Genomic DNA, 14,681 nt, shown 5'->3' with positions numbered 1-14,681 from the left:
CTATAAACTACTAGCTCGTTCTAAATTAATTTACTGATGCTGCTTATCAATTACAACTTGGAATGATGACAAAATCGCTTTAATCTCTTCACTCGTCCGACATGCTAGCATTTGCTCCATAATCGCTTTACTCTCTTGTTGGCTAGTGTATAATAAACGGTTTTTGACTGGTAGTATAGAATGAGCAGACATGCTAAGGCTGTCCACATCAAGCGCGAGCCAAATAGGAAGCGCCCACGGATGACCGGCTAATTCTCCACATACAGAAACTGGGATATTGGCTCGCTTTGCCGCTTCTACTGTTATTTTAATCATACGTAACAGCGCCGGATGAAATGGTTCATATAAATGAGCAATTTGTTCATTCATTCGATCTACCGCCAACGTAAACTGTAGTAAATCATTAGTGCCTATACTGAAAAAGTCAACCTCTTCCGCCAAAAAATCAGCCAACATGACAGCAGCAGGAACTTCAATCATGACGCCAACAGGAATGCTAGTGTCGAATGGAATTTGCTGCTCCATTAATTCTTGCTTTACTTCATCTAATATTCGGTTAGCAGCTCTTACTTCTTCTAAAGAAGTTATTAATGGATACATTATTTTTACTGGTCCGAAAAAGCTCGCTCGTAATATTGCACGCAACTGCGTTTTGAACAAATCTGGTCGAGCTAACGAAATTCGAATAGCCCGATATCCTAAAAAAGGATTGTTTTCTTCCGCTAATTGAAAATAATCTAACTGCTTATCTCCACCAATATCAAGTGTTCTAACAACGAGTGGAGCGCCTTGCATTTTTTCGGCAACCGTTCGATATATTTCAAACTGCTCTTCTTCTTGTGGAAAATATTTGCGGTCCATATATAAAAATTCCGTTCGGAACAATCCCACTCCTTGTGCACCGCACGCAAGAGCTATATCCATCTCTTTGATAGAACTAATATTAGCCGAAAAAGTAATCGTCTTACCATCTGTGGACATGGATGGCAAGTTAACAACATGGGCTAGCTTTTGTTTTTCTTCTTCATCTTGCAATCGTTTAGCTGTATACTCTTCAACCAATGAACGCATTGGATTTAAAAAAACGTGTCCTTCTGTTCCGTCAATAACCATCATCTCACCAGTTTGAATAGATCTATCTAGTTCCGCCTCAATACCAACAACAAGCGGAATACCAAGTGCTCTTGCCATAATTGCAGTATGTGACGTTGTATTACCTACCAAAGTTACAATACCAAGTACATGATCAGGGTTTAAATTTACAAGCTGTGATGGTGATAACTCTTTTGCTACTAGTATAAAAGGCTGTGTGTCTTTTGGTAATGTAATTTCTGGCGCACCAAGTAAATGCTTTAATAATCGATTACCCACATCTTTTATATCAATAGCTCTTTCTTTCATATACTCATCATCAAGCAGGTCAAACATCGTTACAAAATGATCAATTGCTTCTTTCACCGCTACTTCAGCTGCTTTGTATTGCCTTTGTATAATCCCTTGAATTTCGTTCATAAATACCGGATCATCCAATATAGCTAAATGTGCATCAAAAATCATTGTTTCTTCCGTTCCAACTACTTCGCGCAATTCATCTTTAATTTGCTCTATTTCGGACTTACTAGTTCGGATACCTTCAGAAACACGATCGAATTCCTTTGCAAAATCAGCTACAACAATTTCTTGATCCGGCACTTCCCACTCCCAGTTCGGCAATACAAATGTTTTGCCAATAGCGATTCCTGAAGATGCCCCCATCCCTTGAATCATTCTGTTTCCCCTCCAACATTACTCTCTTTAAGTATGACAGACATAACAGATGATTGTCCTTTTTTCACAGCTTTAAATGGAGCATAGCGCCAAGAACGGATCAGATCAGAGTTAGTTATTACCATCGGAGTCGCTAGCGACTTCCCTTCTTGTTTAATCCGCTGTAAATTAAAACGAATTAATAATGTACCTGGCACTACCTCATCTCCTTCCTCCACAAAAGCTTGAAAAATATTATCTTCTTTTAATTGCGATGTATCAATACCAATATGGATTAACACCTCTAACCCTTCCGGTGTACGAATTCCAATAGCATGCATCGTTGGATATAGATGAATAACAATTCCATGTACAGGAGACACAAGCTCCCCTCGCTCTGGAATAAACGCCACTCCATCACCAACCAGTTTTCCTGAAAATATCGGATCTGGCACTTCATCCAAAGGAATCATTTTACCTTGCATTGGTGAATGAAACAATACTTGTGCTTGATCCTTTTGTATCGTTTTAATCATCTCTTCCCGAATTAATTCAGAGTACGTACCAAACACAACTTGTACATGTCCTCCACCGAGATTGATTACTCCCGCAGCGCCTAAATTTCGTAAAGCATTTACATCAATTTCTTTTTCATTTTCTAATTTTAACCGTAATCTAGTAATGCATGATTCCATTCGGACAACATTTTGTTTGCCACCAATTGCTTGTAATATAAGTGGAGCACGATATGGAATATCCTCTGCCCAATCCTCTAGCTGTGATCCTTCATCGCGACCAGGTGTCGGTATTTTAAACCTACGAATGGCCCAACGAAACAAAAAGTAATAGACGATAAACACCACAATACCAATAGGAATAATTAACCAGCCTTTAGTAGCCAAATGTTCGTTTATAATAAAATCAATCGCACCCGCTGAAAAAGAAAAACCATGTTTAATACCTAATTCGAAAGTAACCCACATAATAACTCCTGAAAGTAGCGCATGAACGACATACAAGTAAGGAGCTACGAATAAAAATGCAAATTCTACTGGTTCGGATACACCTGTTAAAAATGAAGCTAATGCTGCATACAAAAAGGTTTTGCGTATTTTTGGCTTTAAGTCTTCTCTAGCCTCATGAATAATAGCAAAAGCTATTGCTGGTAATGCGAACATCATCGTCGGATATAAACCAGCCATAAAAGCGCCCGCTGTAGGATCACCGGCAAAAAAACGTGGTAAATCTCCATAGACGATTGCGCCAGAATCTAGTTCATAACCACCGATTTGGAACCAAAAAATATGACTGACAAGATGATGTAGTCCAAATATAACTAATATACGATGAACAAAACCATATAAGAAAACGCCGAATCCTTCTCCAGAGGCAACAATATGCCCTAGATCAATTAAAAAATTTTGCAAAAATGGTGCTAAATTTACGATAAAAATCGAGAATAACACGGATACAAAACTTACGAATAATGGTACAAAGCGCGGTCCTCCAAAAAACTGAATGTATTCCGGCAACCTCAACCCTTTTAAGCGTTCATGACTATATCCCGCCAATATCCCCATTAGTACTCCGATCAGTACACTAGGTTCAATCTCTGGGTGTACGGCACTTGTAATCCCTCCGTATATGACCATGCCAGCCATTGCTGCAATTGCTGCACTTAAGGCGTTACCACTTAATCCGAGCGAAATTCCTAATGCAAATATATAGGGCAAGAAAAGAAAAATCGCTTCACTGGCAGCCTGTAGGTGATCGGACATCCCAGGAATACCTATTATTTCCCAAGGTAATTTACTTAAGCTCATAAAAAGTGCTGCTCCCGGAAGTACGATCATAGGCAACATAAAAGCTCTTCCAAGTTGTTGCAGATTCCCTACAAATGCCATTCTAGCCCTCCTTTATTACTACATTTTGCATTATGAACAGATGAAAAGCCGATAAGAGCGAGCCGCTATTATTGACTCGCTCTTATCCTGTTTCTTTTAGGCTTTGTTAGGTAATAAAATAGAATCTTCTACTTTAATGCAACGATCCATAATAACAGTTAAACCACCGTCTATTGCGATTTGGGCTGCTTCATCATTCCATACGCCAAGCTGTAGCCATATCGTATTCGCCTTAATTTCTACCGCAGCACGTGAAATATCCGGCGTATATTCACTGCGTCTAAAAACATTTACAATATCTACGTGTTCCGGTATATCTTGCAAAGTAGCATAACTCGTTTCACCTAATATCGAAGATGCATTAGGATTAACCGGTATAATTCGATACCCTTTTGCTTGCATAGCCTCCGAAACCATGTAGGAAGTTCTGTCAGGATTGTCAGATAAACCGACAACAGCGATCGTTTTACTACTTTCTAATACCTGTTTAATCTGTGAGCGATCTGGATTTTCAAAAGTCATGTCCCATCCTCCTTACAGTATTAGTCTACCCATTCCACAAGTGCACCAAGCGTCTTCATATGATCAAAAAAGATTGGATACGATTTTGCTACATGATGAGCATCTTTAATACGTAGTGGTTGCTTGGAACGTAATCCCACGATAGTTAGTGCCATTATAACACGATGATCGTAGTGAGCATTAATTTCCACTCCACCTTCTACTCCTTCTGGTCGTCCATGTACAATAATTTCACTTTGCTTTTCTTCCACATTAGCTCCTGCTTTGCGCAATTCATTCAGGTAATCCGTAATTCGGTCACATTCCTTATAACGTAAATTTTCTACATTGTAGAAACGTGAAGTGCCTTCTGCAAAAACTGCTGCTGCGACCATCGCAAGCACTCCGTCCGTAAACTGATCTCCGTCAAATTCCACAGCTTGCAATTTTCCGTTACCATTTACTTCCACTACCGCATTTTGATGTGTCATAGGAACTTGCATCGCTTGTAATACATCAATAACCGCACGTTCTCCTTGTTTACTATCTTCTGTCAAACCATTAATTCGAATATTAGAATTCGTCACCGCTGCAGCAGCAAGTACTGCCGCCGACCCAGGATAGTCACCTTGTACATGATACGTTTTGGCTTGATAGCTTTGTCCACCCTTTATTCGATAATACATGTAATCTTCGGAAGCTTCTATTTCAATCCCTGCTTGAGCCAACACTTCTAATGTTTGACCAACTACAACTTTTGATTTTAAATCATGTAACACTTCTATCTCACTATCTTCTTTTAACAACGGTGTCAAAAATAACAACGCACTCAAATATTGCGAACTAATACTACCCGATACTTTGATCTTGCCGCCTTTAGCTTGTCCACCTTTGATCGTAATAGGTAGCTTGCCATCATTATGTTCCACTGTCACACCTATACTTTGCAACGCTTCAATTAAATCATCATGCGGTCGTTTTCCAAGCGAGTCTGGATAGCGATTAATGAAAGTTATCTCTTCTCCCATTGCCGCAACTGCCATCAAAAAACGCAAAACAGCACCAGCATTACCAACATCAAGTTCACATACTGGCTTCGGCTGGTTACCAAATCCAGTAATCACTATTTTCTCTTCATCTTCTTCAACAACCGCACCAAGGTCACGTATACAACGACGCATTGCGTCACTATCTTCACTATGAGCCGGATAATAGATTGTACTCGTTCCTTCAGCTAAGGCAGCTACTAACAAATAGCGTGTCGTGTAATTTTTTGATGAAAGTGCTTGAATAGTACCGCTTAATTTGGGTGTAGGTGATACAATAACGTCCATGAATGAAAATCCCCCTAAACTTTATTTATTGCGAAATATTTATCTCATTTATAATTGCGTCAGCCACTTCAGTAGCAGTTAAATCTGTCGTATCAATAGAAAAAGGAGCAAAGCGATAAACATCTTTTCTCTCTTCTAGCAAATGCGCTACCCGTTCTTCCAAATCACCAGCTAATAGAGGTCTAGATGTATCATGTTTTACTCGTTCAATTATAATTTCCTGACTAGCCTGTAACCAGACAACAAAACTATGCTCCAGCATTAATTGTCGATTTTTTTGCTGTAATACTGCTCCACCGCCTGTTGCAACAACTAAACTTCGTTCATCTGAAGTTAACAATTGATGTAGCACATCTGATTCATATTGACGAAAAACAGCTTCACCCTGCTCTTCGAATATTTGAGAGATTGGCATGCCGCTTACTTGGACAATTTCATAATCAACATCAATTGTATTCCATCCCAGACGATTAGCCAATATAGTAGCTACAGTCGATTTTCCAGTACCCATAAAACCAATTAAAACGATTTTTTTCATAACAGAATGACTCATAGTCTGTTCTCCCTTATGTATATCTTCAGCTTTACTATTGCTATCATAGCATTTTTTTTATTAGCAGTGTATATAAAAGCGATTTATAATGGCTGGATGATAGTAACAATTACGACTAGTTAAAAAAAATGTGGCTAATAGGATTCTAGCGTCACTAGATTTCCCACAGCCACAACTGTATTACTCACTTTTGAACGCACAAATAACGAAACACTATATCGTATTTAAGATTAGTTGTCCATCCAGTTAAAGTGAAAACTACCTTCTTTGTCTAAACGCTCAAACGTATGAGCACCAAAGTAATCACGTTGTGCTTGCAACAAGTTCGCTGGCAAACGTTCTGTACGGTAGCTATCGAAGTATGCTAATGCACTTGCAAAGGCAGGAACCGGTACTCCTTGTTGAACTGCCGTAGTAATAACATCACGCCATGCGCCTTGATATGTTTCTACAACGTTTTGGAAATACGGATCAAGCAATAAATTTTTAAGAGCTGGATCACGATCGTACGCATCCATAATGTTTTGTAGGAAACGAGCACGAATAATACAACCACCACGGAAAATTTTCGCTATCTCACCGTATTGTAGGTCCCAGTTATATTCATCGGAAGCCGCGCGCATTTGAGCAAAACCTTGGGCATAAGAACAAATTTTACTTGCAAACAACGCTTTACGTACTGCTTCAATAAATGCTGCTTGATCTCCTGTAAATGGAACCTTAGCTGGACCATTCAATACTTTACTTGCTACAACTCGCTCTTCCTTCATTGCTGATAGGAAACGGCTAAATACAGATTCTGTAATAATGGAAAGTGGAACGCCTAGATCAAGTGCACTTTGGCTTGTCCATTTTCCAGTACCTTTTTGACCAGCAGAGTCTAAAATTACGTCAACCATTGGTTTACCAGTCTCTGGATCATACTTAGCAAAGATATCTCGTGTAATTTCGATCAAGTAGCTATCTAGCTCACCATTATTCCACTCTGCAAATATGTCGTGGAATTGTTCCGCTGTAAGTCCAAGTACATTTTTAAGTAAGTCGTAAGCTTCACAAATAAGTTGCATGTCACCATATTCGATGCCGTTATGCACCATTTTTACATAATGACCTGCTCCATCTGGACCTATATAAGTACTACAAGCGTCATTACCTACTTTTGCCGAAATAGCAGTTAAAATTGGTTCCACTAACTCATAAGCAGAGCGTTGACCACCTGGCATAATAGATGGACCATTGAGAGCACCTTCTTCTCCACCAGAAACACCTGTTCCGATAAAGCGGAAGCCTTGTTCTTCTAGAGCTTTGCTACGACGTTGCGTATCTGGGAAATAAGCATTACCACCATCGATAATAATATCTCCTTTGTCTAGATGAGGAACAAGTGCATCGATTGTAGCGTCCGTACCTTTTCCTGCCTGTACCATAATCAATATTTTTCGCGGAACTTCCAAAGATTGAACAAACTCTTCAATTGTATAAGTCGGGACTAAATTTTTACCCGCTGCTTCATTCATCAAATCATCTGTTTTTTCTCGTGAGCGATTAAAAACAGACACTGTAAATCCACGGCTCTCGATATTAAGCGCCAAATTTCTGCCCATAACGGCCATACCGATAACACCAATTTGTTGTTTTGACATTAGCGTATTCCATCCTTCTATAATATAATTAGTTATACTATATAATATTCTACTCTTTTTAATGCAATATGAAAACTGTTTAAGACAAATTCATCAAAAAACGACCCATTGTTGCAATAATTTCGCAACAAGCAGGTCGTTAAAACACTTACATTTCCAAACGCAACATTTCTATGCGGAGTAATTCTAACTTACCCTTCGATTGTAAGATTGCATTCGTGTCCCCTAATATCATCGCCTCGTGCAGTATCATTAATTCACGATCAAGCTCTTCTCGAACTGCGATCACTCTTTCTTCTGCTCGTTTGGATTGAAATGCTTGCATCATATCCTCTGTCGTTACGGTTGGTTTTTTTTGAAAAATAATTTTCTGTTCCATCCCTATCACCTCGACTGAACGAATAATTTCTCCAAACATTATATTCTCGATTACCGTTTGTCTTTCTTTCACTCGCTTTACTACCGCATGACCACGAGTAGTATTAATTAACTTTTCCAACATTCCTGTAAGTCTTTCATCACGAACAACGTAATCACCTATCATTTTGTAGCGATCATGCAATTTTTGAAAATATAGTTTAAGTAATTTGCGACCCATGCGGATAGAAATAAAAAATTCTCCTTCTGACTCATTCCAATACAATGAATAACCTTCCTGTATAAGTTCGCGAACAAAACTTTGGATTTGCCGACGTTCGAATCGCAACTCCAAATTACAGAACTCGACTACATATCCTTTTTGCACGGCAATTCCTCCTCTTAACAAAACAAGTTATCTGAAAGTTCAGAATAATGGTCTTGTTACTATCTTATACTTCATCTTATGATCTGGCAACTTGGTTTATTTACTTTAATTCACCGGAATATATCACCATATGTTATACTGTATTTGTGCAATAGTTCACAATATACCGTAGTATTTTATAAAATTTTTGCTACAACATTATCATTATAAATACAAGGAGTTACTTTCATATGTTTACACAAACTGATTTTAATGTGTTTCGTATTCCTGGACTTGCTGAACGAATGAGTGCCATTCAACAATGTATTCAGCCCAAATTTCATTCTATTGGTCAATCATTATCCAGTGGTCTCACCATAAACTTAAATAAACCAATGTATTTACATATTGCTAAACATGCAAGACGTACAGTAAATCCGCCAAATGATACGTGGCTAGCCATTTGTGATAACAAACGAGGCTACAAAGCACATCCTCACTTCCAGCTTGGCATGTTTGACGATCATCTTTTCGTTTGGCTTGCTTTTATTTATGAGTTGCCTGGTAAATCCAGAGTGGCTGACACCATGCTCCATCAGTTAGATGATATTGTATCGCAAATTCCCAGTAACTATGTTATTTCGCTCGATCATATGAAAAAAGATCATCTACACGTAGCCGATTTAACGACAGATGATTGGGAGCAATTACTGATTCGATTTCGCGATGTAAAAAAATGCGAACTGCTCATTGGACAAAAACTATTGCCTAGTAGTGACTATTTAACCAATGAACAAACGCTACTAGCTTTCGCGGAACAAACTTACCAGCAATTACTACCTCTCTATACGTTTGGTTGTCGTCATGCAAGGAACTAGTGCAACTAACTATTCCAAATACGAAAAAACACGGCATCTCTTTACTTTTCAGTAAGAGCCCGTGTTTTTTTATAACCAATTATTCTACATTAGTACTTGCTGCTGTGACACGCTTGTCTGCCTGCACAAAACCAACAACGAATATTAAAGCAGCGACACATAATATACCTGCGACTAAATATGGAAGTTCCGTTTGCTGCATTAATAGTGCAGAACCCATCAATGGTCCTAATATTCGACCAAAGCTATCCATTGATGAACTTAATCCTGAAGCGACCCCTTGTCCGACCGTTGTTTTCTGTGTAATTAATGAAGTAACACAAGGACGGATTAAAGCATTACCTATACCGAACACTGCCAACGATGCAATCGTCCATGCAAGTGTATATGCATTCAATAACATAAAGAAGCCTACAGCAGAAAAGATTAGTCCAATACTAATATACATTGGTTCTTGTCCTCGTTTAATCAACCGACGAACTACTCCACCTTGAATGATCGCCCCTACTAAACCAACAATAAAGAATAAATATCCAACTTGCTTAGGAGTGACATCAAATCTTCTCATACCAAAAAATTGTAATGTCCCTTCCATACTTGCTAGTGTAAAGGTAACAAAAAAAGCTAATACATACAAATATTTAAGCGGACCTTGAAAAGCTTTCCAACGTGATACACGTTTCTCTTGTTTACGCTGTGCTCTCTCTTCAGGGGTAAGCGATTCTTGTAATTTAAAAAACGCTAGTGTAAAAGTAATTAATGCCAATATTCCTGCCGCAAAAAATGGTGCGCTCAATGATATGTCACTTAGTAGCCCACCGAACCCAGGGCCAAAGGTAAACCCTAAACCGATCGACATTCCTACAAGCCCCATACTTTTCGTTCGACGTTCAGGTGGCGTAATGTCTGCAACATAAGCGACGATAACCGATGAAACGGCTCCGGAAAATAACCCACCAAACGCACGTGATAAATACATTAAAATTAAACTTTCACCTGCTAAACCAAACATCATAAAACTTGCTGAAAAACCAACTAAACCTGTCAAAATAATTTTTCTACGTCCAAGACGATCGGACAACGATCCCCAAAGTGGAGATAAAATAAAAGATACTGCTGAGTAGAGCGCTAACATGCGACCTGTATGTATTTCTGCTCCAAGCGGATCCGCTTGTTTAATAATTTCCGGCATAACAGGGATGATAATCCCAAAACCTACAAATGTAATCATCAATATTGCCATAACTATGACCATACGAGTCTTTTCCATGTGACAAATCCCTCCATTATTACATCCTACCATATAGTCGAATAGAACAGTATTGAACATTTCAAGAACAAATATCACAGACATAAAAAAATGATGCTTGCATTCCCCCTTTTTTTTGTTATACTCTACATTGTTTGTACATCAGAAGAAAGGCAGGAATGCTCGCAATGGACCATAATAAAACACCTCTTTTTACAGCTTTACGCAACCATGCGGAGCACGATCCGGTTCAATTTCATATACCGGGACATAAAAAAGGAATCGGTAGCGACCCGGAATTCCGTGATTTCATCGGAGACAATACACTAGCTATCGACCTTATTAATATAGCGCCACTTGATGATCTTCATCAACCATCCGGTGTCATAGAAGAAGCACAGCAATTAGCTGCAAATGCATTTGGTGCGGACTACACGTACTTTTCCGTGCAGGGTACTAGTGGAGCAATTATGACAATGATTATGGCAGTATGTTCTCCAGGCGATAAAATTGTCGTGCCACGAAATATTCACAAATCAATCATGGCTGCCATTATATTCGCTGGCGCAAGACCAGTATTTATCTCTCCAGCTCGCGATAGTAACCTTGGAATTGATCATGGCATCACTACAGGCTCTGTACGTCGAGCACTAGAAAGACACCCTGATACCAAAGCAGTTCTTGTTATTAATCCTACGTACTATGGAATTTGTGCTAACTTAAAAGAAATTGTAGATTTAGTACATAGTTACGATATACCAGTACTTGTAGATGAAGCCCATGGCGTATTAATCCATTTCCATGATAAACTGCCAATGTCAGCGATGCAAGCAGGAGCAGATATGGCAGCAACAAGTGTGCACAAACTAGGTGGGTCCATGACACAAAGCTCTGTGTTAAATGTAAAAAAAGGACGTATCAACCCTTTACGTGTACAAACTATTATGAGTATGCTGACATCTACTTCCACATCATATGTATTACTAGCATCACTAGATACCTCTAGACGCAATCTCGCTTTAAACGGTTATAAAATTGCGGAAAATGTACTCCGACTAGCTGATATGACTCGAATGGCTGTTAACGAAATGCCAGGTTTATATTGTTTGGGTAGTGATATTCTTGGTGACGAAGCTACTTACGACTATGACGCTACTAAAATAACGGTTCATGTACGTCATCTCGGTATTACTGGATATGAAACAGAAAACTGGTTACGCGATAATCACAATATTGAAATTGAACTAAGCGATATGTACAATATTCTTTGTCTGGTTACTCCTGGTGATACAGATGATTCCGTGCAGAAATTAATAACAGCATTGCGACAATTATCTGATCAATTTTACCCAGACGCTCAAACTAAAGAACTAGTTATTAAAATTCCGGAAATTCCACAGCTATCTTTGACTCCAAGGGATGCATTCTATGCAGCAACAGAAATCGTGCCCTTCAAAGAATCGGCAGGTCGTATTATCGCAGAATTTATTTACGTTTATCCACCAGGTATACCAATTTTACTACCAGGTGAAGTCATTTCACAAGAAAATATTGATTATATTATCGATCACGTTGAAGTTGGCTTACCAGTCAAAGGTCCCGAGGATCGTAGCATCGAATTTGTAAAAGTAATCGTAGAAGAAACCGCTATATTTTAACACATAAAAGGATGCCTTCGGTTTTTTATATGACCAAAGGCATCCTTGCTTTGTAGTTTACATAATTATAAACTTTCATTTTCTTGACGAGCAATTTCTTCGTAAATGGCAGCAACGCGCTCCCATTCTTCGTCATCTTCAATACCTACAAGGAACGTTTCTTCCCCTTCTTCTTCAATCCGGAAAATTACGCCATCTTCTTCTGGTTCATTACGATCAAGTAAGATAGCATAGGTTTTTTCTTCAGATTCGAAAGTATATACCATTACCATTTCTCGCTCTTGACCATCATCATCTGTTACAACAAAAACGTGCTCTTCATGCTCATGATCATGATCGTGATCACAATCTGGTCCATGTTGATGTTCGCTCATGCAAATTTACCCCATTTCAATCATAAATTAATATCTCGTCCATCCTACCATGTATACAATTAACAGGTCAAATGAAATTACCAACAATTATTTTCAAGAATAGTTAACGAGCATTAATCATTTTTTCGGAAACAACAGTCCAATCATCATTAGCCGATAATTTCATTGAAAAGCGAATCGTATATTTTCCTGTAGTATCAAATTTGTAATCAATTTCTTCGGTAACAAACCAAAAATTATCACTTTTTGAAGTAACCGATTGCGTTTGAATCATCGTTTCTTTGCCTTTTGGATCAGCAATAGATACTTTTACGGAAGATATGTCCGTTTTTAAATTGTCGATTTGTGAAAAAACTTTAAACTTTTGCGCTTGCGAACTACGAACAACTTCTCCAAATGGTTTATTGCCTTGATATACAAACATATGTACATTTGGAGCAAATAATTTTGCAGTCTTATTATTTTCGTCCCAAATCAATATCGCTTTAAACGAACTCGCTAATTCACGTAATGGCAAATATGACTTTTGGTCTAATAACATACCTGATTCACTTACTGCACTACCATTAACCCACACTTGAACTTTAGTTGCAGTTGAGTTGGCAAACGCCATACTACCTCCCCAAACGGTTAACAATAATAGTGCGACAGCAACTTTTTTCTTCATAGACATTAAGCTTGAACCTCCGTCCAAATATTCACGTTGTACATATATACTGCACATAACGGCTAAAGTTGCGCTCATACTATAGATTTGTTAGTAAAAAAATAAAGTTGCTCATTTTCGATTGTCGCAAAATGTTACTTACTGCGCTTCCCCGGGAAATAGAGATAATAATTACTCACATTTCCCACCATTATTTTTCAAGTAATACTTTGAATACACGTTAGATTTTGATACATTAGACTTAAAGAAAACAAAAGCGAATATTGGAGGAAATTTATTTGAATATTCAAATGCTCGGAACCGGTAGTGCTTTCGCCAAAAAATATTACAACAACAACGCATTGATCGAAATTTCTAATAAAAAAATATTGCTCGATTGTGGCATTACTTTACCTTTAGCTCTCCATCAAGCAGGCTATCAATTTGATCAATTAGACGCTATACTTATTAGTCACATTCACGGAGATCATATCGGTGGACTAGAAGAACTTGCCTTTCAAATGTTATTTCGCACCAATCGCAAACCAAAATTATACATTGCTAGCGACTTAGTAGAACCACTTTGGGAACATACTTTGCGAGGAAGTATGACCCAACAAGAACATCATAAACTGGAACATTACTTTGACGTGCACCCATTAATTGCTAATGAACCAACAGAAATCGTTCCTGGATTTACCGTTACTGCAATGCAAACTTTACATATTCCAGGGAAATCAAGCTATTCCTTTATTATTAATGATCACTTTTTTTATTCAGCTGATATGCAATTCAATGCACCTTTGCTGACGCAACTGCATGAACAAGGTGTCCAAACTATATTTCATGATTGCCAACTAGAAGAACCATCGCCTGTCCATGCTTCATTAAACGAGCTGTTAACCTTACCAGAAGAAATACAACGAAAAGTGTGGCTAATGCACTATGGCGATAGTATGGACGACTTCCGAGGAAATACAGGACTGATGCAGATCGTAGAACAAGGAACACGTTATTTAATTTAATTTAATTTAATTTAATGGATCATAAGAAATGCCTCCAGACATCGATGAGCAATTTGCTCTTCCATCAACACATGTCTGGTAGGCGTTTTAGTTGTTGTTGCAACAACTTTATATTAAGACATAGTTTATTTACATTGAAACTATTTAAAACAACGGAAGTTGATCAAGATTATTCGTTGGATCACCATCAGCGTCCCCACGAATATACAGCTCTCCGTCCTTACCTTTAAACAAATTAACACCACTAATCTTTCCTGCATTAATTTCTTGCTTCGCTGCTTCATAATCTAATACGCGATCATCAGAAGTTTTAAAGGCGGTTAAATCTCCATCTCCATTTTTCTGAACGGCAACGAAATGCGCTCTTCTTGGCATATCCTCATTCGAATAATGTTCTGTCGTTTCCATTTCAACCCCTCCTTCCATTTCACACTTATTCCACAGCC

Annotated in this window: 14 protein-coding genes; 3 read left to right on the top strand and 11 right to left on the bottom strand. The window is 38.3% G+C overall.

Annotation, left to right across the window (positions count from 1 at the left end):
• Positions 1-30: 30 nt before the first annotated feature.
• The 7 genes from ptsP to ACFSTH_RS09130 form a co-directional block, all read right to left on the bottom strand.
• Entirely contained in the window at positions 31-1,767 is a 1,737-nt protein-coding gene (gene ptsP / locus ACFSTH_RS09160; protein WP_377772107.1) for a phosphoenolpyruvate--protein phosphotransferase, read from the bottom strand.
• Positions 1,764-3,650 carry a glucose PTS transporter subunit IIA gene (locus ACFSTH_RS09155; RefSeq protein WP_377772109.1) on the bottom strand — a complete coding sequence of 629 codons (1,887 nt, stop codon included), beginning with the start codon at positions 3,648-3,650 and terminating at the stop codon, positions 1,764-1,766. Before ACFSTH_RS09155 ends, ptsP begins: the two co-directional genes overlap by 4 nt.
• A 96-nt stretch (positions 3,651-3,746) precedes the next feature.
• The gene (locus tag ACFSTH_RS09150) at positions 3,747-4,172 is read right to left on the bottom strand and encodes a CoA-binding protein (RefSeq protein ID WP_377772111.1); all 426 of its coding nucleotides are present in this window, start codon (positions 4,170-4,172) and stop codon (positions 3,747-3,749) included.
• 20 nt (positions 4,173-4,192) lie between these two features.
• Positions 4,193-5,485 carry a 3-phosphoshikimate 1-carboxyvinyltransferase gene (gene aroA, locus ACFSTH_RS09145; RefSeq protein WP_377772113.1) on the bottom strand — a complete coding sequence of 431 codons (1,293 nt, stop codon included), beginning with the start codon at positions 5,483-5,485 and terminating at the stop codon, positions 4,193-4,195.
• 25 nt (positions 5,486-5,510) lie between these two features.
• On the bottom strand, positions 5,511-6,038 hold the full coding sequence (locus ACFSTH_RS09140) for a shikimate kinase (protein ID WP_377772115.1): 528 nt from the start codon (positions 6,036-6,038) through the stop codon (positions 5,511-5,513).
• Positions 6,039-6,268: 230 nt separating this feature from the next.
• Positions 6,269-7,681, bottom strand: a complete 1,413-nt coding sequence (gene gndA / locus ACFSTH_RS09135; protein WP_377772117.1) for an NADP-dependent phosphogluconate dehydrogenase — start codon at positions 7,679-7,681, stop codon at positions 6,269-6,271.
• A gap of 148 nt (positions 7,682-7,829) precedes the next feature.
• Complete coding sequence (locus ACFSTH_RS09130; protein ID WP_377772119.1) at positions 7,830-8,426, bottom strand: hypothetical protein; 597 nt, start codon at positions 8,424-8,426, stop codon at positions 7,830-7,832.
• A gap of 230 nt (positions 8,427-8,656) precedes the next feature.
• On the opposite strand from ACFSTH_RS09130, the gene ACFSTH_RS09125 reads away from it, so the two are divergent.
• Entirely contained in the window at positions 8,657-9,283 is a 627-nt protein-coding gene (locus tag ACFSTH_RS09125; RefSeq protein ID WP_377772121.1) for a DUF1054 domain-containing protein, read from the top strand.
• 79 nt (positions 9,284-9,362) lie between these two features.
• On the opposite strand, the gene ACFSTH_RS09120 is transcribed toward ACFSTH_RS09125, so the two are convergent.
• Positions 9,363-10,553: an MFS transporter gene (locus ACFSTH_RS09120; protein WP_377772123.1), complete on the bottom strand. Its 1,191-nt coding sequence runs from the start codon at positions 10,551-10,553 to the stop codon at positions 9,363-9,365.
• A 167-nt stretch (positions 10,554-10,720) separates the two neighbouring features.
• On the opposite strand from ACFSTH_RS09120, the gene ACFSTH_RS09115 reads away from it, so the two are divergent.
• The gene (locus ACFSTH_RS09115) at positions 10,721-12,190 is read left to right on the top strand and encodes an aminotransferase class I/II-fold pyridoxal phosphate-dependent enzyme (RefSeq protein WP_377772125.1); all 1,470 of its coding nucleotides are present in this window, start codon (positions 10,721-10,723) and stop codon (positions 12,188-12,190) included.
• 65 nt (positions 12,191-12,255) lie between these two features.
• Here the strand turns inward: ACFSTH_RS09115 and ACFSTH_RS09110 are convergent, their stop codons facing one another.
• Positions 12,256-12,564: a DUF1292 domain-containing protein gene (locus ACFSTH_RS09110; protein ID WP_377772127.1), complete on the bottom strand. Its 309-nt coding sequence runs from the start codon at positions 12,562-12,564 to the stop codon at positions 12,256-12,258.
• Between the two features lie 103 nt (positions 12,565-12,667).
• Positions 12,668-13,237: a copper amine oxidase gene (locus tag ACFSTH_RS09105; protein WP_377772129.1), complete on the bottom strand. Its 570-nt coding sequence runs from the start codon at positions 13,235-13,237 to the stop codon at positions 12,668-12,670.
• 266 nt (positions 13,238-13,503) lie between these two features.
• On the opposite strand from ACFSTH_RS09105, the gene ACFSTH_RS09100 reads away from it, so the two are divergent.
• A complete protein-coding gene (locus tag ACFSTH_RS09100) occupies positions 13,504-14,235 on the top strand; it encodes an MBL fold metallo-hydrolase (RefSeq protein WP_377772855.1) in 732 nt (243 codons plus the stop codon).
• 144 nt (positions 14,236-14,379) lie between these two features.
• Here the strand turns inward: ACFSTH_RS09100 and ACFSTH_RS09095 are convergent, their stop codons facing one another.
• Positions 14,380-14,643, bottom strand: coding sequence for a DUF3892 domain-containing protein (locus ACFSTH_RS09095; protein WP_377772131.1), 264 nt, complete (start codon positions 14,641-14,643; stop codon positions 14,380-14,382).
• Positions 14,644-14,681 lie beyond the last annotated feature (38 nt).

The organism is Paenibacillus yanchengensis, from assembly GCF_042684845.1.
GTDB classification, from domain to species: domain Bacteria; phylum Bacillota; class Bacilli; order Paenibacillales; family Paenibacillaceae; genus Pristimantibacillus; species Pristimantibacillus yanchengensis.
Note: the sequence above shows the minus strand (reverse complement) of the source record. Positions and strands in the feature narration are given on the sequence as shown.

Excerpts from the sequence above, each read along its gene's own strand:
- ACFSTH_RS09155 (WP_377772109.1), bottom strand. The coding sequence starts at position 3,650 with ATGGCATTTGTAGGGAATCTGCAACAACTTGGAAGAGCTTTTATGTTG.
- ACFSTH_RS09125 (WP_377772121.1), top strand. The coding sequence starts at position 8,657 with ATGTTTACACAAACTGATTTTAATGTGTTTCGTATTCCTGGACTTGCT.
- ptsP (WP_377772107.1), bottom strand. The coding sequence starts at position 1,767 with ATGATTCAAGGGATGGGGGCATCTTCAGGAATCGCTATTGGCAAAACA.
- gndA (WP_377772117.1), bottom strand. The coding sequence starts at position 7,681 with ATGTCAAAACAACAAATTGGTGTTATCGGTATGGCCGTTATGGGCAGA.
- ACFSTH_RS09095 (WP_377772131.1), bottom strand. The coding sequence starts at position 14,643 with ATGGAAACGACAGAACATTATTCGAATGAGGATATGCCAAGAAGAGCG.
- aroA (WP_377772113.1), bottom strand. The coding sequence starts at position 5,485 with ATGGACGTTATTGTATCACCTACACCCAAATTAAGCGGTACTATTCAA.
- ACFSTH_RS09120 (WP_377772123.1), bottom strand. The coding sequence starts at position 10,553 with ATGGAAAAGACTCGTATGGTCATAGTTATGGCAATATTGATGATTACA.
- ACFSTH_RS09140 (WP_377772115.1), bottom strand. The coding sequence starts at position 6,038 with ATGAGTCATTCTGTTATGAAAAAAATCGTTTTAATTGGTTTTATGGGT.
- ACFSTH_RS09150 (WP_377772111.1), bottom strand. The coding sequence starts at position 4,172 with ATGACTTTTGAAAATCCAGATCGCTCACAGATTAAACAGGTATTAGAA.
- ACFSTH_RS09105 (WP_377772129.1), bottom strand. The coding sequence starts at position 13,237 with ATGTCTATGAAGAAAAAAGTTGCTGTCGCACTATTATTGTTAACCGTT.
- ACFSTH_RS09110 (WP_377772127.1), bottom strand. The coding sequence starts at position 12,564 with ATGAGCGAACATCAACATGGACCAGATTGTGATCACGATCATGATCAT.
- ACFSTH_RS09115 (WP_377772125.1), top strand. The coding sequence starts at position 10,721 with ATGGACCATAATAAAACACCTCTTTTTACAGCTTTACGCAACCATGCG.